Raw genomic sequence first — 21,391 nt, 5'->3', positions numbered from 1 at the left:
CGGGAGCTCCGCCACCAGGATTCGAACCTAGACCAACAGATCCAAAGACTGTTGTGCTGCCTTTACACTATGGCGGAATGTGGATTCTCTTTGAAGAAACCCACATGTACAGTCTGCCAGATACCAGCAGGGATAATGGATGCATGGCCCCAGAGAATGATGAAGTCGACCGCATTGTGCAGTCGTGGAAGCGCGAGCGCCCTGATCTCGACTTCTCTCCCCTGCAGGTTCTCTCCCGTGTAGGCCGCTTAGCGAAGATGCTGGACCGTGCCCGCAAGGACGCTTTCCACAAATCCAAGCTGGAATCGTGGGAATTCGACGTGCTCGCAGCGCTGCGTCGTGAAGGCTCTCCCTATCAATTGAGCCCCAAGGCTTTGTTGCAGCAAACCCTGGTTTCCAGTGGAACCATGACAAACCGCATCGACCGCCTGGTCGACAGCGGTTTGGTGGTTCGTCGCGAGGACCCTAATGACGGTCGTGGTGTTCTGGTTGAAATGACCGCGGCAGGTTTGACTCGAGTAGATGCCGCCATTACGCGCCTCGTTGATGCAGAGGCTCTGCTTCTGGCATCTCTCTCGCGCGGTGAACAGACTCGACTTGCTGAGTCTCTGCGCCGTCTCAGCATCGACGTGGACACTCAAGACGCCGCAGAATAAGTCATGGCACGAACACGAAAAGGTTGGCCAACCGAATCTTCGGGAAAGACTGCCCTGCGCAGCACCTCAGTCACTTTCCTGCTCGCAATTGCACTCTTGGCTCTGACACCCTGGGTTCATTCCAACTGGGGCATGGAAGCAGCGTGGGTGCTGCCGCAGGTTGGCTGCGCAGCAATAATCGTGGCGGCACTCATTAACGTCGTGGCCTACATGTTCTTGCGCCAACGCTCGATTGCAAACCTCATTTCACTGTCCATCACAGCGACGTTTGGTGTTTACTGCGTCTTCTTCATCTGGATTTCGCAGGCAGCAGGAAACTAAGCGCGGAGCCGCTCAGATTCTTTCGCAATCTGTGAAACTCTGCCTGGAGACATGTGCAGGATTCCGCTGAGGTCTCTTACTGAATAGCCTTCTTTGGAAAGTTCTTTGATGAAGCGTGCTGAAGCAGTCATGATCTCTTTCTGCTCACGCTCGAGTTCTTCACGTCGCTTACCGAGCTCAACAGCAGCAAGCATTTCCTCGCCGACATTTGAGAATTCGAATTCAAACTCGAAGACTGACTCATCTTCAATATCCAGGAGCAACGAAAGTACTTCACGGACTGCAAGTTCAAGTGCGATCAGATTTCCAGCAAATGTTGCAGCACCTGGAACAGTGGGAACCTCTGCCAGCCACGACTGACCTTCACGTGCAATTCTGACAACGAATTTCATCGAAGCCACCCCTTCCCTAGAACTTCTTCCAAGCTCCGCTCAATAGCACGAAGTGTTCCCGTGGGGATATCTCCCCCATGTTGCGGAACAACTGCCATTTGACTGACACCTTCTCTAGTCACCCGATACAAACGATGGGATCCCTTTTGCCTGAGAAATTGACCACCCAAGGTTTCGATTCGGGTGTTAACTTCTCGTGCTCGCATAATGGAGTTTAGCGACTAAACACCTCAAGTGTCTAGTTACTAAACAGTTGTTAGTGCCCGAGCAAATCGCTGAGCTCTAACCATCGCATCTCGAGATCAGCAATTGTGCCCTCGCACTTGCTGATCTGCTCTGAATACTCTCCAAGACCCACGTAGTCGTTCTGATCATGGGCAGCCATCTTCACGTGAATCTCGGCAACATCAGCTTGTTGCTTGGCAATCTTGCGCTCGATGGAGCCAAATTCCTTCTCGGCATTACGCAGCTCAGCACCAGCTAACTTGGGCACGGGCTTATTCATCGTTGCTGTGGCCTGAGCGGTGACAGAAATGCTTGGTGCGGCCATCTGCTTGGCACGCAGAGCCAAGTACTGGTCAACACCGTTAGGCAGGTGAGTGAAGTGGCCCTCGAGAACGGCATATTGGTTATCCGTGATGCGCTCAAGCAAGTAACGGTCGTGAGAGATCACGAGCAGGGTTCCTGGCCAGGTGTCGAGGAGGTCCTCCATGGCGACCAACATGTCAGTGTCGAGGTCGTTGGTGGGCTCATCCAAGATCAGAACGTTGGGCTCATCGAGAAGAATCAATAGCAATTGCAAGCGGCGCTTCTGGCCACCAGAGAGATCCTTGACCGGAGTGGAGAGCTGGGCTGAGGTGAAGCCCAGACGCTCGAGGAGCTGACCAGGGGTCATCTCTTTGCCACCGACAGAATAAGTCGTGCGCTTCTCTGCAACAACAGCACTCACGCGCATGTCCTGGACAGCGGTCAACTCATCGAGTTGCTGAGTGAGCGTGGCAATCTTGACGGTCTTTCCGCGCTTGACGCGGCCCGAGGTCGGCTGCACGTGGTCAGAGACCAATCCCAGCAGGGTCGACTTTCCAGCACCATTGACGCCGAGAATTCCGGTGCGCTCACCGGGTGCAATACGCCAGGTGACATCGCGGAGAACCTGCTTGTCGCCATAGCTGACCGAGACTTCTTCGAGGTCCACAACGTCTTTACCCAAACGCTGCATCGCCATAGAGGAAAGCTGGATGGCGTCACGAACCGGTGGCTCATCGGCGATGAGCGCATTCGCGGCTTCAATACGGAACTTAGGTTTGGCCGTGCGTGCCGGAGCTCCGCGGCGCAGCCAGGCTAACTCCTTCTTCATCAGGTTCTGACGCTTCGCTTCGCTCACTGCAGCAGAGCGGTCACGCTCCACGCGTTGAAGAATGTAGGCGGCATAGCCGCCTTCAAAAGGCTCCAAGATGCGGTCGTGAACTTCCCAGGTTGCATTGGATACTTCATCCAAGAACCACCGGTCGTGTGTGACGACAAGAAGTCCGCCTTGGCCGTGAGGCCAGCGCTTTTTGAGGTGACCAGCAAGCCATGAAATACCTTCCACATCCAAGTGGTTGGTGGGCTCATCGAGGAAGATGACGTCCCAGTCGCCGGTCAGCAAAGCTGCCAAAGCGACGCGACGTCGCTGACCACCCGAGAGGTCACCAACCTTGGCATCCCAGGGGATATCTGTCACCAGACCGGTCAGAACATCGCGCACCTTGGGGTCACCGGCCCAGACGTGCTCTTCAATACCGCCGACAATTGCCTCACCCACGGTGAGGTTGCCATCAACCTCATCTGACTGGTCGAGCATGCCGAGGGTGATGCCGCCGCGACGAGTAACACGGCCCGAGTCTGGCTCGAGGCGGCCAGCCAAGATCTTCATCAGTGTGGACTTGCCATCACCATTGCGACCTACGACACCGACCCGGTCGCCATCATTGATACCGATAGTGATGCCGTCAAAGATGACGCGCGTGGGAAATTCCAGGTGGAGGTTCTCTCCACCGAGCAGGTGTGCCATTAGTCGTTGACCAGACGAGCGCCGTGAACGGGGCCCGATACGCGCAGCACCTTGTGGCCTGCGGCGCTGAGAGTGACTTGCAGGTCAATAGCTGCCTCGGCATCCTCAGCAAGGAAAGCCAGGGTTGGCCCAGAACCGGAGACGATGCCAGCAAGAGCTCCGCTCTTTTCTCCCAGCTCAAGAACCTCAACGAGTGAGGGCTTGAGGTGAAGGGCTGGTGCTTGGAGGTCATTACTCAGTGCATCTGCCAACATGATGGGATCGCCCGCGCGGAGCGCCTGAAGAACTGCGGTGTCGACGGTGGGCGACTGGGGTGCTGGCTTGATGTCGGCAACGTGGCGTTCACGGTGTGCATCAAGCTCGCCATAAACAGCCGGAGTGCTCAGGCCAAAGTCTGCTGGGACAAGAACCCATTCAAAGTGTTCGTGGCTTGTCAGCACGGGGCTGAGGCGATCGCCGCGACCGGTACCAATTGCGGTGCCGCCCATCAGTGCGAAAGGAACATCTGCACCGAGCTCGGCAGCGAGTTCGAGTAGAGCGTCTTTGCCGAGGTTGGTTCCCCAGAGTGCATCACAGGCAACAAGAGTTCCGGCAGCATCTGCAGAACCGCCACCCATGCCGCCAGCAATAGGAACGTTTTTCTCGATTTCGAGACGAACACCACCGCGATACTTCGCTTTGCGAGCTAAGAGCTGTGCTGCCTTAATGGCCAAGTTGGAGGCATCTAAGGGAATGCCGCTCAGGTCAAAGTCACCAGTGAACGAAACAGAGAAATCATCAGCGTGATACGCGCGGATGTCTTCATAGAGACCGACTGCTTGATAGGTGGTTGCCACATCGTGGTAACCGTCATCCATCACAGCGCCAACGGCAAGCGAGACATTGATCTTGCCGGGGGCTCGAACGTGAGCCACCTCGCGTGCACCTGTCTCGGTCATAATTCCAAACTAGCTGGCGTTGGCGATAGACACGAATTGAGCAATGTTCAACTGCTCCCCGCGCAGCGTGGGATCAATCCCTGCGCGCTCGAGAAGCTCGGTTGCCGCAGCACTCGAGCCACACAAATCAGAGAGAGCTTGGCGCAACATCTTGCGACGCTGGCCGAATGCGCCATCGATGATGTCGAAGGTGCGGCGACGAAGGGCTTCGTCTCCCGGCTGCTGGGCATCCAGTTCAAAACCGACCAAAACAGAATCCACATTGGGAACAGGCCAGAACACTTGGCGGCTCACAGTGCCAGCAATACGCCACTTGCCATACCAGGCAGCCTTGGCACTGGGTCCGCCATAAATCTTCGACCCTGGCTCAGCTGCCAGGCGGTGTCCCACTTCTGCCTGCACCATGACCACACCGGAGCGGATGCTGGGGAAGTGCTCCATGAAGTGAAGCAACACAGGAACAGAAACGTTATAGGGAAGGTTTGCCACCAGACGTGTGGGCTCATCAGGGAGCTCCATGATCTTCATGGCGTCTTCGTGAATCACGGTGAGCTTGGCTTCTGGAGCCATCTCGGCAAAGGTCACCGGCAGCTGCGCTGCGAGGCGACCATCAATCTCCACCGCAACCAGGGAAGCTCCTGCTTCCACGATGCCGAGGCTGAGTGAACCTAGACCTGGACCAATCTCCACGACGGAGTCACCGGCTTCAACGCGAGCAACTTTGACAATCTTTCGGACGGTGTTGCCATCAATGACAAAGTTCTGCCCCAGCTTCTTGGTCGGGGTGACATCCAGCAGTTCTGCCAGGTCACGAATCTCGGCAGGACCGAGCAGTTTCACACTCATGCGACGAGACCGTCTTCCCAGGAGCCATAAACCTTCTCGGTATTGAAGGCGATTTGAGCACAAAGGTCACCCAAGTCATCTCCAAGAACCTCTGCCATCGCACGAACCGTGTGAGGGGTCAGATAGGGAGCGTTGGGGCGTCCACGGAATGGTGTGGGAGTCAAGAAAGGCGCATCCGTTTCCACAAGCACCAGCTCACGAGGAATGACCTGGAGCGCTTCGCGTAGCTCTGCGTTCTTCTTGAACGTGATGGTGCCGGAGAACGACAAATACCAGCCGTTATCGGCAGCAATCTTGGCCATCGCGGCATCGCCGGAGAAGCAGTGGAAGACGGTCTTCTCGGGTGCCCCCACGCGCAGCAGAGTTTCGATGACGTCTTCGTGAGCATCACGGTCGTGGATCTGCATCGCAATGGAGTGCTTCTTGGCAATCTCGATGTGAGCTTCGAATGAACGGCGCTGAGCAGCCAGGCCCTCAGGACCGGTGCGGAAGAAGTCGAGGCCGGTCTCCCCCACCGCACGGGTGCGGGGCCACGCAGCCAGCTCGTCAATCACAGCGAGGGCGTCATCGAGAGTGCCAGCTTCTTCATAACGAGGAGCTTCATTGGGGTGGATGGCCACAGCAGCCAGCATGCGAGGTTCTGCAGCAGCAACAGCGGCCGACCACTTGGAGGTCTCCACATCGCCACCGACTTGGATCACACCAACAATGCCTACCTCTGCAGCACGCTCGAGGTGCTCGTGATAATCGATGGGCTGGTCGCCATCAGAGATCTCGAGGTGAGTGTGGTTGTCATAGACCGCGACCGGAAGGGGCTCAGGTAGTGGAGGGTAGGACAAGTCACGCTTCTGGCCGTGCTCGGCTGTGGTGTCGCGCTGACGAATATATGCCGATTCGGTCATATTGGTTTATCCGACTACTCGGCGGAAGACTCAATACGAGGGAAGAGAGCTTCGAGAGCACCCACGGTGGTGCCTGCAGGAACCTGGTTCCACTTCCCTGCTTCACGAATGGGCTGAGCAGTGAGAGCACCAAGAGTGCCTTCCACGTTCAGTGCAGACCAGAGCTTCTGGGTTGCCTGAGGCATGAAGGGAGAAAGCAGAACTGCCAGAGCACGAAGACCCTCAGTGGCGGTGTTCAAGACGGTTGCCAGGCGTGCTGCGTTTGCAGGGTCCTTGGCCAGAGCCCAAGGCTCTTGCTCAGTGATGTACCCGTTGAGAGCATCCACGATGGTCCAAATAGAAGTCACGGCATCATGGATTGCTAAACGCTCGATAGCAGCGTCTGCTTCCACAGCAGCAGCAGCTACAACATCTGCAATGGCTTTATCCGATGGGGTCAGTTCACCCGCAGCAGGAACAACACCATCGAAGTAGCGAGTAACCATGGCCAGGGTGCGAGAGGCGAGGTTACCGAAACCGTTTGCCAGTTCTGCCTGGTAGCGAGCGGAGAGATCTTCCCAGCTGAAAGATCCGTCTTGACCAAAGCTGATGGCACTCATGAAGTAGTAGCGGAACGCATCCGAACCGAAGGTGTCGGTGATGTCGTTGGGTGCAATTCCGGTGAGCTTGGACTTGGACATTTTCTCGCCACCGACGAGGAGCCAGCCGTGGCCGTAGACCTGGTGAGGAATCTCAACACCGGCAGCCATGAGCATGGCGGGCCAGATCACGGCGTGGAAACGCAGGATGTCTTTACCCACGATGTGGGTGGCGGGCCACAGAGAAGCAAGCTTCTCTTCGTCGTAGCCATACCCAGCAGCAGTGATGTAGTTCAGCAGGGCGTCAAACCACACATAGACAACGTGGGAGTCATCCCAGGGAAGCTTGATACCCCAGTCGAAGCTGGAGCGGGAGATAGAGAGGTCATTCAGACCCTGCTTCACAAACTGCACAACTTCGTTGCGAGCAGATTCTGGCTGCACAAAGTTGGGGTTCGCTTCATACATATCCAGCAGGGGCTGGGTGAAGTCGCTCATACGGAAGAAGTAGTTCTTCTCGTGCAGGTTCTCCACGGGCTTGGAGTGAATAGCGCAGACCTTCTCGCCTGCGAATTCTCCGGTGCCATCAACCAGGTCAGAATCCTGCTTGTATTCCTCACAGCCAACGCAGTATGAACCTTCGTATTCGCCGGTGTAGATATAACCCGCGTCATAGAGGTGCTGCAGGAACTTCTTCACGTTGTCTTCGTGACGAGCGTCCGTGGTGCGAATGAAGTCATCGTTTGAAATGTCGATGGTGTCCAGCAGGGGCTTCCAAGCGGACTCAACCAGACGGTCTACCCACTCCTGAGGAGTGGCGCCGTTAGCGGTTGCAGTACGAAGGATTTTCTCACCGTGCTCATCGGTTCCGGTGAGCATCCAGGTGCGATCTCCGGCCTGGCGGTGCCAGCGTGCAAGCACGTCAGCAGCTACCTCCGTGTACGCGTGACCGATGTGGGGCACGTCGTTAACGTAGAAGATAGGCGTGGTGACGTAGAAGCTTTTGCCGGCAGACATAGCTTCTATTCTATTTTGCTGCGAGAGCTGCCTGATACAGCTCTCGTTTAGAGAGACCAGTCTCTTCTGCCACTTGAGTACTTGCCTCTTTGAGGCGCATTCCGTCAGCAACAAGAAGCTGAACCTGCACTAAACCGTCTTCGAGAGTCAAGGTTGCTGCAGTAGCGCCGCCAATGACCAGCACGATCTCACCGCGGACGCCGTCGGCGGCCCAGTCGGCGAGATCTGACAGAGATCCACGCTTGACCTCTTCATAGAACTTGGTCAGCTCACGACACACAGCAGCAGAGCGCTCTGCGCCGAGTTCATCACGGGCATCAGCCAGTGACTCTGCGATGCGATTAGGAGATTCAAAAAACACCATGGTGCGGGACTCACGAGCTAATGCACGGAACGTTGCCTTACGTTCTCCCTGCTTACGAGGAAGAAAGCCTTCAAAGGTGAAGCGGTCGGTAGGAAGTCCTGCCACGGCGAGCGCGGTAATCACTGCGCTGGGTCCGGGAATAGCGGTGACCTGCACACCTGCCGCGGCAGCTGCTTCGACGAGGTGAAAACCTGGGTCGCTGACGGTGGGCATGCCTGCGTCAGAGAGCACCAGCACGTTGCCCTCTTTGGCCAGCTCAATGATCTCAGGGCTCTTGGTTGATTCGTTGTGATCGTGCAGAGCAATCAGGCGAGGTCGGTTCTCAATGCCCAAGGCATTCAACAGCTTGGAAGTGGTGCGAGTGTCTTCACTGGCGATCACGGTTGCCTCAGTCAATGCCTCTACCAAACGGGTCGAGGCATCACCCAAGTTGCCGATGGGAGTTGCTGCCAGGATGATCACCCCTCCAGTTTGGCAGGGTTCTGGTCTGTAGGCTGAACTGGTGAAACAGGCGTTGGCTTCGAGCATGAAGTGGGGAGCTCCAGCAGCAGTCCTTCTGCTGGCTGCTGTGTTGCGCCTGTGGAACTTGGGTAACCCTCACTCGCTGGTTTTCGATGAGACGTTCTATGTCAAAGACGCCTGGACGCTGTGGAACAACGGCTATGAATCAACCTGGCCCGTTGGCAGTGATGACAAGTTCAAAGAAGGCATCACCTCCGAATTCGGCACCGATCCGTCGTATGTAGTCCACCCCCAGCTGGGTAAGTGGCTCATTGGTGCTGGAATGGCACTCTTCGGTTCAGGAAACTCATTTGGCTGGCGCTTTGGTGTTGCCGTTGCTGGCATTTTGATTGTTCTGCTGGTGATGTTGATTGCCCAGAAGCTGTTCCACAACACCACGCTGACTGTTGTGGCAGGTGGACTGATGGCCATTGATGGCCATGCCATCACTCTTTCGCGTGTGAGCTTGCTGGATAACTTCGTCACCCTCTTCACGCTGACCGGTGTTTATTTCGTGCTGATTGACCGGGGGCAGAACCTCCCCAGGTTGATGGCCTGGATGCGCAGGCGCCGCGCACAACTGGGCGAAGACCACGAAGGTCCCACCTGGGGTCCAACCCTGTGGAACAGACCCTATTTGATCCTGGCTGGTCTCGCCTTTGGTCTGGCATGCAGCGTGAAGTGGTCTGGCCTGTATTTCATCGCTGCCTTCGGTATCTATGTTGTCGTCATGGATGCGCTGGATAGACGTCGAGTGGGACTGCCTTTCTGGATATCCGCAGCTGTACTCAAGCAGGCTCCTGCCACTTTCGTCTTGATGGTGCCCATCGCTGTGGTGACCTACATCGCCAGCTGGGCTGGATGGATCCTCACCAAGGGCGGTTATTACCGCGATCTCGTCACCGCAGAATCTGGTCTGCGCTGGAGTGGCCCATTGTCCTGGGTTCCTGACTGGGCCCAAAGCCTCTGGGCGTATCACGTCTCTGCCTACCAATTCCATGTTGGGCTGGTGACTCCCCACTCCTATCAAGCCAATCCCCTGACCTGGCTGATTATGTGGCGCCCCACCAGCATGTTCTATGAAGGCGTGAACAACGGCGACGCTGGTTGCACCTTTGACTCCTGCGCTTCGGCCATCACCGCTATTGCCAACCCTCTGATTTGGTGGGGTGGAACGGCAGCGCTGGGGTACTTGGTTTACCGCCTCGTTCGCTACCGCGAATGGAAGGTTGGCTTCATCCTGATGGGCATCGTGGCAGGGTATGTGCCCTGGCTGATGTACCTCAACCGCACAGTGTTCCAGTTCTATGGCATTGTCTACGAGCCCTACATGATCCTCGCCATCACCTTTGTGGTGGGTGTGATTCTTAGTATCAAGGATGAATACAAGCGCAGCACAGGCATAGCCATCCTCACGGTCTTTGGCATCCTGACGGTGTTGCTCAGTATCTTCTTCTACCCGCTCTGGAGTGGAATGCAGATTCCTTACTGGTACTGGCACCTCCACATGTGGATGCAAAGCTGGGTCTAGACCGTCTCACTGACCGGACACTCCCACAGTCACTTCTCTAGCCAGATAGTGCGCCTCACCATAGGCTCGGAATGTGACAGCGTACGTCTCAGCCTTTGACCTGTTCTCTATAGGTATCGGGCCTTCTAGTTCCCACACCGTGGGACCGATGCGTGCCGCACTCAATTTCGTCACCACACTCACGCAACAGAACCTGTTGAACCAGGTCACCAGCGTGAACTGCAGCCTCTATGGCTCCCTCGGTTCCACCGGCATTGGCCACGGCACCCCAGGTGCTGTGATCGCAGGACTCAGTGGCCTGGCACCTGAAACGTGCATGCCCGAACAGGTGCGCAGCGCCTGGAGCACCCTCGAGACTGACCCCACCCTCAACCTGGGTGGAACCCACACCATCGCCTTCACGGCAGATGACATTACGTTCGAGCCGAGAACCCGCCTGCCTGGCCACCCCAATGCCATGACCATCCGCGCCTATGGCGCGGATGCATTGCCCCTTTTCGAACAGACCTACTATTCCGTGGGTGGCGGCTTCATTCGCCGCGACGGCGAAGAAGCCAGCTCCATCACCACGGAATGGCCCATGCCCTATGGCACCTCCACTGCATTACTTGCCCTGTGTGATGTTCAAAACATGACCATTGACCAGGTGGCACTGAAGAACGAGCTTTCTCAGCATTCAGAAGATGAGGTCAACGAACGCCTGGATGCCATCTGGGAGACCATGCACAACTGCGTGAACTCTGGTCTCACCTCAGCAGGAACCCTGCCCGGTGGCCTCAACGTGAAGCGCCGCGCAGCTGAGCTGCGCGAGCACCTCGTCACCGCAGATGCTGCAAACAGCCGCGACACCACCATTGAATGGCTGCATGCCTTTGCATTGGCTGTGAACGAAGAGAATGCGGCCGGAGGCCGCGTGGTCACCGCACCGACCAATGGAGCCGCCGGCATCGTTCCTGCCGTGGCCAGCTACTACCTGCGCTTTGTTCCTGGAGCGAACCCAGAAGGCATCCGTCGCTATCTCCTCACCGCGACAGCTATTGGCTCGCTGTTCAAATCCAATGCCTCCATTTCAGGTGCTGAAGCGGGTTGCCAGGGCGAAGTGGGTCCCGCCTGCGCCATGGCGGCAGGTGGCCTGTGTGCTGTCCTCGGTGGAACACCCAGGCAGGTCGAGAACGCTGCAGAGATCGCCATGGAACACCACCTCGGCCTCACCTGTGACCCTGTCGGCGGATTGGTGCAGATTCCCTGCATTGAGCGCAACGCAATTGCCAGCTCCACCGCAGTGAGCGCAGCGCGTCTGGCTCTCCACGGTGATGGAAACCACTTGGTTTCCCTCGACACCGTGATTGAGACCATGCGTCAGACCGGTCTAGATATGTCGACCAAATACAAAGAGACCAGCGAAGGCGGTCTCGCTGTGAACGTTATTGAGTGCTAGCTAAAGCGCAGCGGCAAGCTGGCGAATATCGCCGGCGTGTGTGCCACAGCAGCCACCAATAAGGCTGGCTCCCTGCTTCACCCATTCAGCGGAGTAGGCAACCAGAGCTTCAGCTGCTGCGTTCTCCCACAGTCCAGTCTCTGGATTCCAGGTGCCACCACCATTGGCATAGATCACCACGGGCAGATCGGTCACGGTGCGAATCTCAGCAATAGCTGCAGAAACTAAAGCAGGGTCAACGCAGTTGACGCCAATGGCCGCAATAGCTGGAGACGCTGCAGCAATGCGCGCTGCCTCCGCCAGACTCTGTCCTGCCCAGAGCTTTCCATCTGGACCAATAGAGAAGCTCATCCACGCAATTGCCTCAGGGAACTCTGCGAGCGCAGCAACGAGGGCCTCGACTTCAAGAGCATCTGGGATGGTCTCGATGGCGAGGAGATCAGGGTTGGCCGAAAGGAGAACCGCAAGACGCTCGGCGTGGAACGCACGAAGCTCTTCTCGGGTCTTGCCATAGTTGCCCTTGTATTCGCTGCCGTCGTGCAGGATGGCTCCGTAGGGGCCCACGCTAGCGGCCACGAGGGTGTCGGTTCCAGCAACAGCCTTGCGCGCCACGTCGATGCTGGCGCGCAGAGCGCGGTCAGCATCCTCAGCAGAGTGTCCATTCTCAACAAAGCCAGCACGAGAGATTTGGTAACTGGCCGTGATGACCACACCAGCACCCGCATCGACATAGGCCTTGTGGGCAGACTCGATGAGTGCAGGGTCGTCAAGGAGAGCCTGTGCTGTCCAAAGAGAACCCTCGAGACGGCAACCCTGTTGTTCCAGCTCGGTGCTCATTCCGCCGTCAATGGCGAGCGGAATTCGAACACGAGCTAGAAACTCTTCACGGGTCAACATATGTAGAGCCTAGAAAAGAATGGTGAAACGAAGAAAGTCGGAAGGACTTAGTTCGTCAAACCTAGGTATTCATCAACAGGAATGCTTGCCTTCTTGTTCTTGAGCAAGACATACATCAGTGCACCTGCCAGTGCGGTCACCACAGCCACGATCGTGATGGTGGTCACGAATGCACTGGTGTAGATGCCAGCCAGGTCAGCGGTGCTCACGGCAGACAGTGATGAGTTTGTGGTGGAACCAGTTGCAAGATAAGACGTGATTGCATCCCAGTTGCTGTCGCCAGCAACAGCGCCCTTGGTGGCCTTGCTCACTCCAGCGAGAGTGAACATGGAGACCATCACGGTGCTACCGGTGAGACCCAGTGCGTATCCGAACTGACCCACAGCAAGCTTGCTGGAGGTAACGGGACCATAGAACTTGGCAGGAGCCAAGGTAATGAACAGGTTGCCCTGGCTGGTTGCGTTCATCATCCAACCGGTGGCCGCAATGATCATTCCGGGGAGGAAGAGCATGTAGCTGGCGGTAGGAGTCAGGGTGATGTAGGTGAAGAAACCAATGACCATCAGTGCGTAACCCACGGTTGCAGTGGTGCGAGGCTTCGAACCCTTACCCAGGAAGACACCAGCAATAACCGAACCAATGATGCCGGCTGCCGACATAGGCAGGCTGGCAGCACCAAGAAGAGCGGCAGGGATGTGAGTTACATACTGCCAAATGTTTGGAAGCATCTGGCTCATCGAGGCAGATGCCATGTTCCAGAAGATACCCATGACCACAGCACCCAAGAATGCGGGGTGGGTGAGCAACTTGATGGGGAAGACAGGAGCCTTGGTGCGGTTCTCACGAATACCGAAGAACACGAGAGAAATGATCGCGATGATCACGGGCACGTAGAACGCAGGGTGACCGAAACCGTTGGTTGCACCACTGATGCCGTAGAGCAGACCAGCGATACCAATGGCGACAAAGAGCATGCCGAGGTAGTCCACCTTGGAGGCAGGAAGCTTGTCAATCTTGGGCAGGATGGGCTTGACGAAGAAGAAAGCGATAACCGAGATCACAGGAAGGATCAGGTATGCCAGACGCCAGTTGATACCAATCAGCACACCACCAAGAACCATGGCGATAACCGGAATGATTCCGTTCACAATGTTGTAGGTCGCCATGGCGGGGCCAAGCGACTTCTGGCTGGAGACGTTACGGAGCATGCCGTAGGACGCACCGAAGGTCACACCGAGAGCAACACCGGTAATGATGCGACCGAGTAGGTAGAACAGAACAGCGGTTCCAGCCTTAGGGTCAATCAGACCAGCAGTAGCGGTCATCAGCTGACCAGCAGTTGCCACCAATACAGACAAGGCCAAGAGCAGACGACGACCGTAACGGTCAGCGAGCATTCCACCGGGGATAGCGGTTGCTGCCAGTGCGAGGGTAGAAATACCCGCAGCCAGCGACTGGGTCGAAGCGGAGAAGTTCAGTTCGTCAGATGCCTTCACCAACGCCAGCGACGAGATCAGGGGGTCGGCTACCTGGATTGCTCCAAGAAGACCCAGAAGGATAACGGCGGCACGACGGAAACCCTTGTCGGGTGCGGTACCTGCGGATGCTGTTGTAGACAATGAACTCTCCTCAAAAGACGGTCAGGGCTAGTCTGGCACATTAGACCAGTCGTACAAATACCCCTCGCGTAGGCTGGAAGAAGCCCATGGACGCCGCACTCATCACTTATCCGCCTGACTTACCCGTCAGTGAGCGTCGTGAAGAGATTCTGGAAGCAATCAGGGACAACCAAGTTGTCATCATTGCCGGTGCCACCGGCTCGGGAAAGACCACCCAGATTCCCAAGATGTGCCTCGAGCTGGGGCGCACCAGTATTGCTCACACTCAGCCCCGAAGGATTGCAGCACGGGCAGTAGCTGAGCGCATCGCAGAAGAACTCAAGGTGGAACTTGGTGGCCTTGTTGGCTACCAAGTCCGCTTCACCGACCAGGCCAGTGCTGAAACTGAAGTCAAAGTCATGACCGACGGCATCTTGCTCAATGCCCTCCAGCGCGATCGCATGCTGAATGCCTACGACACCATCATCATCGACGAAGCCCATGAGCGCAGCCTCAACATTGACTTCCTCCTGGGTTATCTCAAACAGCTGCTCCCCCAGCGTCCAGACCTGAAGCTCATCATTACCTCCGCCACCATTGATCCTGAAAGCTTCTCGAAGCACTTCGGTGGTGCACCCATGATTGAGGTCTCTGGACGAACCTTCCCCATTGAGATTCGTTACCGCCCACTCGTCGAAGACAAGATGTCGAGCGATGACGTCGATGACGACGAATTAGCGGACGAACCCAATAAGGCAACCAAGGCTCCAGAACACTCTGCCCGTGACTATCTCGACGGCATCATCTCCGCTCTCAACGAACTTGAGAAGGAAGCCCCCGGTGATGTGTTGGTCTTTCTTTCGGGAGAGACAGAAATCCGCGACGCCCAAGAAGCATTAGAAGGCAACATCGCCGCCGGCCGCATGAAGGCCGGCACCGAAGTGCTTCCCCTCTATGGTCGCCTCTCCGCAGCGGACCAACACAAAGTCTTCGAACCCAGCAAGGTTGCAGGCCTCAAAAGACGCATCATTCTTGCAACCAACGTGGCAGAGACAAGCCTCACGGTCCCCGGCATCAAATACGTTGTTGATGCAGGAACGGCCCGCATCTCCAGATATTCACCGCGAGCAAAAGTGCAGCGCCTACCCATTGAGGCCATCTCACAGGCCAGCGCCAACCAGCGTTCAGGGCGTTGTGGTCGAACGAGTGACGGTATTGCCATTCGGTTGTATTCAGAAGAGGACTTCGAGCGCCGCCCAGAATTCACCGACCCCGAAATCCTGCGCACCAACCTCGCGTCGGTGATTCTGCAAGCGGCGTCACTGGGCCTGGGAGACATTGCAGCTTTCCCTTTCTTGCAAACACCTGACTCACGTGGCGTGAAAGACGGCCTGGACCTCCTCAAGGAACTTGGGGCCATCCAGAACAACACAGGAGCAACCAAGCTCACCAAGGTTGGGCACGATCTTTCCCGAATCCCCATTGAGCCCCGCTTTGCTCGCATGGTCTTGGAATCCAGGCACCACGGAGTCACCCGTGAAGTGATGGCCATTGTGGCGGGGCTCACGGTTCAAGACCCGAGAGAGCGCCCTCTCGAGAAGCGACCACAAGCAGATCTCTCCCACGCAAGATTCACCGACCCCACCAGCGACTTCCTCTCTCTGCTGAACCTGTGGAACTACCTCGAAGAGAAGCAGAAAGAACTTTCCTCGAGTGCCTTCCGCCGGATGTGTAAAGCAGAGTTCCTTAACTACCTTCGCGTGCGCGAGTGGAATGACGTTTATCGCCAACTCAAGACCTTGAGTAAGCCATTGGGTCTGAGCTTGGGTGAACCCAAGATTGACCCCGACGGCATTCACAAGTCCCTGCTCTCTGGCCTTCTTTCCCACATTGGCCTCAAGCAGGTCAGTGACAACAAGCTCGGTGACAAGCGCGGGGCCAACAACAGCCCCCGCAAACAACAGCATGAGTTCATGGGTGCACGGAACCAGAAGTTCGTCATCTTCCCAGGCTCTGCTTTAGCCAAGAAACCACCTGCAGCAGTGATGAGTGCGGAGCTGGTGGAAACCAGCAGACTCTTCGCCAGAACTAATGCAGCCATCGATCCAGGCTGGGCAGAAAAGCTCGCCGGTGACCTCTGCAAGCGCAGCTATAGCGAACCACACTGGGAGAAGAACCAAGGCGCTGTTGTTGCTTATGAGCGCGTGACGCTCTTTGGCGTCACCCTCGTGGCCCACAGACGCATGCAGTACTCGAGAGTAGATGCCGAACTCTGCCGTGAACTCTTCATTCGCCATGCACTGGTGGATGGCGAATGGGATTCCAAGCAAGCATTCGATCGCAGCAACCGAGCACTCCGCAGACAACTTGAAGAACTCGAAGAGCGCTCACGCAGAAGAGACATCCTGGCAGACGACGAAGTCGTCTTCGCCTTCTATGACCAGCGCATCCCTGCTGATGTTCTTTCCACGAGATCCTTTGAAGGCTGGTGGAAGAAAGAACGCACGACCAACCCTGACTTCCTCACCATGCAGCGAGCAGATCTGTTGGAAGAAACAGAAGCAGAGCACGATGAGAACGAATTCCCCTCAGAGTGGGTCTATGGCGACCAGAGACTCAAGCTGAAGTATCGCTTCGAACCTGGGCGTGAAGATGACGGTGTCACCGTTGAAGTTCCCCTGCCGCTCTTGGCACGTCTCGACCCTGAGCCCTTTGAATGGCTGGTTCCAGGTCTCCGTCTGGAACTGATCACAGGACTCATCAAGACGCTGCCCAAAAACATTCGCCGCCAGGTCGTCCCGGCAGCGGACTGGGCAGCCAAGGCTGCTGCCACGCTGCCTGAAACACCACAGGGCAGCCTGTTGGTGACCGTTGCCAAAGCACTTCAAAGTCTCAGCGGGGCCATTGTCACTGCCAATGACTTCGATGCCCCGAGACTTCCTGATCACTTACGCATGACATATCGAGTGTTGGGCAGCACGGGCAAAAACATGGGCACTGACAAGAACCTCGAGAAGCTCCAGCGAGGCTTGGCAGACAAGTCCAGAGATGCTGTGGCAGAAGTTGCTGAGCGCGTGACCTCTCCCCTGGAACGAGATGGCCTAACCAGCTGGGACTTTGCTGAGCTACCTAGAACGGTGGATGCCAAGCACGGTGGCAACACCGTGCGGGCATACCCCGCACTCGTGGTCACCAACCCTGGCACAGCACGCCAAGAGGTCAACATCAGGCTGATGGCCACCGAGGCAGACCAGAAGCGTGAACACCCCTTAGGAACCAGAGCACTTGTGATTGCTGCAGTGCCTTCCCCTGCGAAGTATGTGCAAGAACATCTCACTGCAGCAGAAAAGCTCATTCTCACTCAGAGCCCTTATGCCAACCTCAATGCACTCATCACCGATGCCATTGCAGCCAGCGTGGACAGTGTTCTCTTCTCGATGAGAGAAGACGGAATGATCTTCCAGAAGGCAGAGTTTGAAACCCTCAGAGACCGCGTCCAGGGCGCCATCATGGACAACATCTTTGACGCGGTGTCACAGACAGCCAGAATCTTGAGCGCAGTCAAGGATGCGAACAAAGCCATGGCTGAAGCAAACCCGATGACGTATTTGGCGGTGCTGACTCAGGAGAAAGCTCATCTGGATCAGCTCCTGCAGCCCAACTTCATTAGCAATGCTGGACTACAGAGACTGCCCCGCATCTTGATTTATGTGAGAGCAATCACCATGCGCATTCAGCGCATGCTCGAAGACGCGGGCAGAGATAGAACAGCATCGGTTGAACTCGATCAGGCACTCACTGTTTACGAAGCAGCAGGCGGCACAATTCCTCTCGCACCACACTCCCCTGCACACCTCGTAAAGGTGCGCTGGATGATCGAAGAATTCAGAGTGAGCTTGTTTGCCCAATCCCTCGGCACTGCAGAGCCCATCTCACTTCAGCGAATCAAGAAAGCCCTCGGTTAGAAGTGCTCTAGAGAACCTTGGAAAGGAACTCCTTGGTTCGTTCATGCTGAGGGTTGCTCAACATTTCTCGAGGATTACCCGTCTCCACGACAACTCCACCGTCCATGAAGACCAACGTGTCTGCCACTTCACGGGCGAAAGCCATTTCGTGGGTCACGACAATCATGGTCATTCCCGAGCGAGCAAGATCCTGCATGACTTCAAGCACTTCGCCGACGAGTTCTGGGTCGAGTGCGGAGGTGGGCTCATCGAAGAGCATGAGTTCTGGTTCCATGGCAAGTGCTCGCGCAACAGCGACGCGTTGCTGCTGACCGCCAGAAAGCTGTGATGGGTAATAGTCAAAACGTTCAGCTAAGCCCACACGAGTCAACAATTCCTTAGCCTGAGCAATGGCCTGCGCCTTAGGGATCTTTTTCAAGAGCACGGGTGCTTCGATCACGTTTTCTAACGCAGTCTTGTGAGGGAAGAGATTAAATCGCTGGAAAACCATCCCGATTTCACGGCGTTTGGCTGCGATCACCTTGGGGTGAAGTTCATAGAACTTGCCACCCTTTTCCTTATAACCAACAGGGCTTCCATCAACCGTGAGGATTCCTGCATCGCTGGTCTCTAAGCGGTTGATGCAACGCAAGAAGGTTGATTTACCGGAACCCGAGGGTCCGATCAGACACAGCACTTGTCCGCGCTGCACTTCGAGGTTGACGCCCTTGAGTACGTGGTTAGTGCCAAAGCTCTTGGTCACGCCTTGAGCAACAACCATAGGTACGGGGTTTTCTGTCGTAAGTGTCATGAGCTACTTCTTTCCCGCTCCGCGTGAGTACTTCTTTTCAAGGAAGTGCTGACCGACCATCAAGACAGAGGTGAAGGCCAGATACCAAATAGAAGCTACGAGGAGCAGAGGGATGGGGTTGAAAATCTCAGAGGAGATATCTCTCGTGCGGGAGTACAAGTCAAAGCTGTAGGGCACGGCAATAACCAGTGAGGTCGTCTTCAGCATGGAGATCACCTCGTTGCCTGTGGGCGGGATCACCACGCGCATAGCTTGTGGAATGACAATGCGACGCATGGATTGAAACCAGGTCATGCCGAGGGCAACCGCTGCTTCTTCTTGTCCGTGATCCACAGACATCAGACCAGAGCGCATGATTTCTGCCATATACGCTGCCTCGTTCATTGCAAGACCGATCACGGCAAGAGTGAAGGCATTGAAAGCGAGGGTTGTTTCAAATGAAACCCAGGGCTGCATGAATGGAATGCCGATATCAACGGTTTGGTAGATCACGGCAAGGAGACCCCAGAACACCAATTGCACATACACCGGGGTTCCGCGGAAGAGCCACAGGTAGAACCAGGACACCGAGCGCAAGATGGGGTTCGGTGATTGACGCATCACGGCAAGGATCAAGCCCAGAATCACAGCAATGACCATTGAGTAAATGGTGAGCTGCAGCGTATTGACTGCTGCCTGCACCACACGACGGTCAAAGATGTAGAGCCCCACAGTTGACCAGTCGTATGCAGGTCGCTGTGATGCATCGATGATGAACAGTGCTGCAAAGATCACAATCAGTGTCGCTGCAAGAGTTCTCAAAGGGTGCTTACGCTTGATAATCACCCGCGGTTCTGACTCAGCAGGAGAACCTTGCGGAGCGAGTGCCTCCTGCGAGGAGGGTGGTGTCGGTGTAGTCACGTGCTACCCCTTCTTGGTTGCGATGTTGGTCGTTGCGGTCGTGATTGCGCCTTCTTGGACGCCTTCCGACTCAAGAATGATTTGATACGTGCCGTCGTCGATCAGTGACTGCACAGCTGCTTGGATTGCCGGTGCTAAACCTGAGTTTTTTGCCAACACGATGCCATACGGTGACACGTCAAACACCTCACCGGCAGCCACAAGCTTTCCCTTGGATTTCTTGATGGAGTGCAGGGTCACAGGTGAGTCAGCAGTCACCGCATCAGCACGCCCCATTGCCGCAGCGCTCAAAGCCTGTCCATTGTCATCGAACTTCATAATCTGAATCGGTGGCTTTCCAGCTTTAACACATGCCTTGGACTTTTCAGGAAGCTCAACAAGGGCTTGAGTACTTCCAATCACCACCGCGACCGAAAGCCCACATGCGTTATTGGGGTCAACGTTCTTCCCCTTGCCTGTAGCCCACATATTTCCTGCAAGGAAGTAGTTCACGAAGTCGACGATCTTCTCGCGCTCCGGGTTGTCAACGAAGGAAGAAATACCAATGTCGAACTTCTTTCCCACAACTGAAGGGATGATGTTGTCAAAGGTGGCCTGCGAAACTACAGGCTCCAGACCGAGTTTCATGGCAATAGCTTTAGCCAGGTCAATCTCCCAGCCAATGGGCAGACCCTCGTCGTCTTTATATTCGTTGGGCTCATAGGTCGCATCTGTCGCGATGTTGAGTGTGCCCCTTGCAGCAACATCTGCCGGCACCAAAGCAGCGGCAGAAGAATCAACCGCTACTGAGAGCTCCAGGGGAACATATTTCCCTTCAGGGTGAACAGGTGCGCAACCGCTGAGCACAAGAGCCAACGCAGTCGCTAGGGCCACCCCAACAAATGTTCTCCCCGAAAAAGACATGAAATAAGTATATGGATTCAGGAAGTCAAACGATTTAACTGCCAGCTTTCTCAGTCACTTATTTACGCAGAAGAACAGTTGATCTGCTGCAGGTAATCCACGACGAGAGGACTGCGTGGTTAAACAAGTTCAACCCCCGATTTCTCGGGGGTTGAACTATGAGAGCTAGCTACTAGTTGCTGCGCTTGCGACGAGCAATCATGAACATCTCTGCACCAACGAGTGCGAGTGACAAGCCACCTGCGAGAAGGGAGATGCCAGTAGTTTTGTCGATACCAGTGTTAGCAAGCACTTCAGGAGTCGAGGATGAAGATCCTCCAGAACCACCAGAACCACCCGAACCCTGCGTCCAGACGGCAAATAGCTGTGTGATAGCACCCGATTGGTTGAACGAGGTGGGGCCAAAGAAGTTGAATTGGGCTCCGTCTGCATAAACCGCCGCGCCTGTTGGGCTTGTAGCCCAACCCGCGAAACTATATCCCGATCGAGTAAAGGGGTTTGCAGTTAAAGCTGTAGGAGAAGAAGCCTGCTGCCTTTCCATGGAATAGTCATTAGGAATATTTGCGTTCATGAAAACGGTGGACTTTGCACCTGTTACCGTCACATCTACGGTGTAGCTATCACTTCCATTAGTGGTTGCTTTGAACGGATATGTTCCATTGATCTGGGAAGGAACCCAAGCGCCAGGCGCGAAAGTAACAACCACAATTCCAGACTGAGAAGTAGGAAAAGTGAACCTCATTTCCGGAACGTAGCTATTTGAATTTGAGATAGCAGAAAGCGTGACTCCGCTTGCAGATG

Annotated in this window: 19 protein-coding genes and 1 tRNA gene; 5 read left to right on the top strand and 15 right to left on the bottom strand. The window is 55.7% G+C overall.

The genetic code is table 11. The annotated features are described in order from the left end of the window. Positions 1 to 6 precede the first annotated feature (6 nt). Positions 7 to 77, bottom strand: a tRNA-Gln gene (locus Q0362_RS01160). Between the two features lie 66 nt (positions 78 to 143). Between Q0362_RS01160 and Q0362_RS01155 the strand changes: the two genes are divergently transcribed. Further along, on the top strand, positions 144 to 656 hold the full coding sequence (locus tag Q0362_RS01155) for a MarR family winged helix-turn-helix transcriptional regulator (RefSeq protein WP_298118906.1): 513 nt from the start codon (positions 144 to 146) through the stop codon (positions 654 to 656). A 3-nt stretch (positions 657 to 659) separates the two neighbouring features. Next, positions 660 to 977 (top strand): hypothetical protein, encoded by a 318-nt coding sequence (locus Q0362_RS01150; protein WP_298118903.1) that lies wholly within the window; start codon positions 660 to 662, stop codon positions 975 to 977. Here the strand turns inward: Q0362_RS01150 and Q0362_RS01145 are convergent. From Q0362_RS01145 to rsmI, 8 genes are read right to left on the bottom strand one after another with little or no spacing between them, the layout of a single operon-like run. After that, the gene (locus Q0362_RS01145; RefSeq protein WP_298118901.1) at positions 974 to 1,369 is read right to left on the bottom strand and encodes a hypothetical protein; all 396 of its coding nucleotides are present in this window, start codon (positions 1,367 to 1,369) and stop codon (positions 974 to 976) included. The genes Q0362_RS01150 and Q0362_RS01145 overlap by 4 nt on opposite strands. Further along, on the bottom strand, positions 1,366 to 1,575 hold the full coding sequence (locus Q0362_RS09680; RefSeq protein ID WP_366099765.1) for a type II toxin-antitoxin system HicA family toxin: 210 nt from the start codon (positions 1,573 to 1,575) through the stop codon (positions 1,366 to 1,368). Before Q0362_RS09680 ends, Q0362_RS01145 begins: the two co-directional genes overlap by 4 nt. Positions 1,576 to 1,625: 50 nt before the next feature. After that, entirely contained in the window at positions 1,626 to 3,422 is a 1,797-nt protein-coding gene (locus Q0362_RS01140) for an ABC-F family ATP-binding cassette domain-containing protein (protein WP_298118899.1), read from the bottom strand. Continuing rightward, positions 3,422 to 4,360 carry a 4-(cytidine 5'-diphospho)-2-C-methyl-D-erythritol kinase gene (locus tag Q0362_RS01135; protein ID WP_298118896.1) on the bottom strand — a complete coding sequence of 313 codons (939 nt, stop codon included), beginning with the start codon at positions 4,358 to 4,360 and terminating at the stop codon, positions 3,422 to 3,424. Before Q0362_RS01135 ends, Q0362_RS01140 begins: the two co-directional genes overlap by 1 nt. Positions 4,361 to 4,369: 9 nt before the next feature. Continuing rightward, positions 4,370 to 5,206, bottom strand: coding sequence for a 16S rRNA (adenine(1518)-N(6)/adenine(1519)-N(6))-dimethyltransferase RsmA (gene rsmA, locus Q0362_RS01130; RefSeq protein WP_298118894.1), 837 nt, complete (start codon positions 5,204 to 5,206; stop codon positions 4,370 to 4,372). Beyond that, positions 5,203 to 6,108, bottom strand: coding sequence for a TatD family hydrolase (locus Q0362_RS01125; RefSeq protein WP_298118892.1), 906 nt, complete (start codon positions 6,106 to 6,108; stop codon positions 5,203 to 5,205). The genes rsmA and Q0362_RS01125 overlap by 4 nt, the downstream gene beginning before the upstream one ends. Positions 6,109 to 6,122: 14 nt before the next feature. Next, entirely contained in the window at positions 6,123 to 7,703 is a 1,581-nt protein-coding gene (gene metG, locus Q0362_RS01120) for a methionine--tRNA ligase (protein WP_298118889.1), read from the bottom strand. A 10-nt stretch (positions 7,704 to 7,713) separates the two neighbouring features. Then, complete coding sequence (rsmI, locus tag Q0362_RS01115; RefSeq protein ID WP_298118885.1) at positions 7,714 to 8,529, bottom strand: 16S rRNA (cytidine(1402)-2'-O)-methyltransferase; 816 nt, start codon at positions 8,527 to 8,529, stop codon at positions 7,714 to 7,716. 40 nt (positions 8,530 to 8,569) lie between these two features. On the opposite strand from rsmI, the gene Q0362_RS01110 reads away from it, so the two are divergent. Both Q0362_RS01110 and Q0362_RS01105 read left to right on the top strand, forming a co-directional pair. Continuing rightward, positions 8,570 to 10,099: a dolichyl-phosphate-mannose--protein mannosyltransferase gene (locus Q0362_RS01110; RefSeq protein WP_298118882.1), complete on the top strand. Its 1,530-nt coding sequence runs from the start codon at positions 8,570 to 8,572 to the stop codon at positions 10,097 to 10,099. Positions 10,100 to 10,172: 73 nt separating this feature from the next. Then, on the top strand, positions 10,173 to 11,537 hold the full coding sequence (locus Q0362_RS01105) for an L-serine ammonia-lyase (RefSeq protein ID WP_298118879.1): 1,365 nt from the start codon (positions 10,173 to 10,175) through the stop codon (positions 11,535 to 11,537). Here Q0362_RS01105 and mmuM read toward each other — a convergent pair whose 3' ends face one another. Then, positions 11,538 to 12,434: a homocysteine S-methyltransferase gene (gene mmuM / locus Q0362_RS01100; RefSeq protein ID WP_298118876.1), complete on the bottom strand. Its 897-nt coding sequence runs from the start codon at positions 12,432 to 12,434 to the stop codon at positions 11,538 to 11,540. 47 nt (positions 12,435 to 12,481) lie between these two features. Further along, positions 12,482 to 14,053, bottom strand: coding sequence for an MFS transporter (locus tag Q0362_RS01095; protein WP_298118873.1), 1,572 nt, complete (start codon positions 14,051 to 14,053; stop codon positions 12,482 to 12,484). A gap of 86 nt (positions 14,054 to 14,139) precedes the next feature. On the opposite strand from Q0362_RS01095, the gene hrpA reads away from it, so the two are divergent. Next, positions 14,140 to 17,997, top strand: coding sequence for an ATP-dependent RNA helicase HrpA (gene hrpA / locus Q0362_RS01090; RefSeq protein WP_298118870.1), 3,858 nt, complete (start codon positions 14,140 to 14,142; stop codon positions 17,995 to 17,997). 7 nt (positions 17,998 to 18,004) lie between these two features. On the opposite strand, the gene Q0362_RS01085 is transcribed toward hrpA, so the two are convergent. The 4 genes from Q0362_RS01085 to Q0362_RS01070 all read right to left on the bottom strand — a co-directional run. Then, complete coding sequence (locus Q0362_RS01085) at positions 18,005 to 18,787, bottom strand: amino acid ABC transporter ATP-binding protein (protein WP_298118867.1); 783 nt, start codon at positions 18,785 to 18,787, stop codon at positions 18,005 to 18,007. Positions 18,788 to 18,790: 3 nt separating this feature from the next. Continuing rightward, positions 18,791 to 19,687, bottom strand: a complete 897-nt coding sequence (locus tag Q0362_RS01080; RefSeq protein WP_298118864.1) for an amino acid ABC transporter permease — start codon at positions 19,685 to 19,687, stop codon at positions 18,791 to 18,793. Positions 19,688 to 19,690: 3 nt separating this feature from the next. Further along, positions 19,691 to 20,560, bottom strand: a complete 870-nt coding sequence (locus Q0362_RS01075; RefSeq protein ID WP_298118859.1) for an ABC transporter substrate-binding protein — start codon at positions 20,558 to 20,560, stop codon at positions 19,691 to 19,693. A gap of 202 nt (positions 20,561 to 20,762) precedes the next feature. Continuing rightward, positions 20,763 to 21,391: LPXTG cell wall anchor domain-containing protein (locus Q0362_RS01070; RefSeq protein ID WP_298118857.1), on the bottom strand; the 629-nt coding region annotated here is incomplete at its 5' end.

The sequence above is a fragment of the uncultured Aurantimicrobium sp. genome (assembly GCF_936931525.1).
Taxonomy (GTDB): Bacteria; Actinomycetota; Actinomycetes; order Actinomycetales; family Microbacteriaceae; genus Aurantimicrobium.
This window is presented reverse-complemented; position numbering and strand designations above follow the sequence as displayed.

What these genes read in the sequence shown, in the direction of transcription:
- Q0362_RS01155 (WP_298118906.1), top strand. Translation starts at nt 144, where the DNA reads ATGGCCCCAGAGAATGATGAAGTCGACCGCATTGTGCAGTCGTGGAAG.
- Q0362_RS01150 (WP_298118903.1), top strand. Translation starts at nt 660, where the DNA reads ATGGCACGAACACGAAAAGGTTGGCCAACCGAATCTTCGGGAAAGACT.
- Q0362_RS01145 (WP_298118901.1), bottom strand. Translation starts at nt 1,369, where the DNA reads ATGAAATTCGTTGTCAGAATTGCACGTGAAGGTCAGTCGTGGCTGGCA.
- Q0362_RS09680 (WP_366099765.1), bottom strand. Translation starts at nt 1,575, where the DNA reads ATGCGAGCACGAGAAGTTAACACCCGAATCGAAACCTTGGGTGGTCAA.
- Q0362_RS01140 (WP_298118899.1), bottom strand. Translation starts at nt 3,422, where the DNA reads ATGGCACACCTGCTCGGTGGAGAGAACCTCCACCTGGAATTTCCCACG.
- Q0362_RS01135 (WP_298118896.1), bottom strand. Translation starts at nt 4,360, where the DNA reads ATGACCGAGACAGGTGCACGCGAGGTGGCTCACGTTCGAGCCCCCGGC.
- rsmA (WP_298118894.1), bottom strand. Translation starts at nt 5,206, where the DNA reads ATGAGTGTGAAACTGCTCGGTCCTGCCGAGATTCGTGACCTGGCAGAA.
- Q0362_RS01125 (WP_298118892.1), bottom strand. Translation starts at nt 6,108, where the DNA reads ATGACCGAATCGGCATATATTCGTCAGCGCGACACCACAGCCGAGCAC.
- metG (WP_298118889.1), bottom strand. Translation starts at nt 7,703, where the DNA reads ATGTCTGCCGGCAAAAGCTTCTACGTCACCACGCCTATCTTCTACGTT.
- mmuM (WP_298118876.1), bottom strand. Translation starts at nt 12,434, where the DNA reads ATGTTGACCCGTGAAGAGTTTCTAGCTCGTGTTCGAATTCCGCTCGCC.
- hrpA (WP_298118870.1), top strand. Translation starts at nt 14,140, where the DNA reads ATGGACGCCGCACTCATCACTTATCCGCCTGACTTACCCGTCAGTGAG.
- Q0362_RS01085 (WP_298118867.1), bottom strand. Translation starts at nt 18,787, where the DNA reads ATGACACTTACGACAGAAAACCCCGTACCTATGGTTGTTGCTCAAGGC.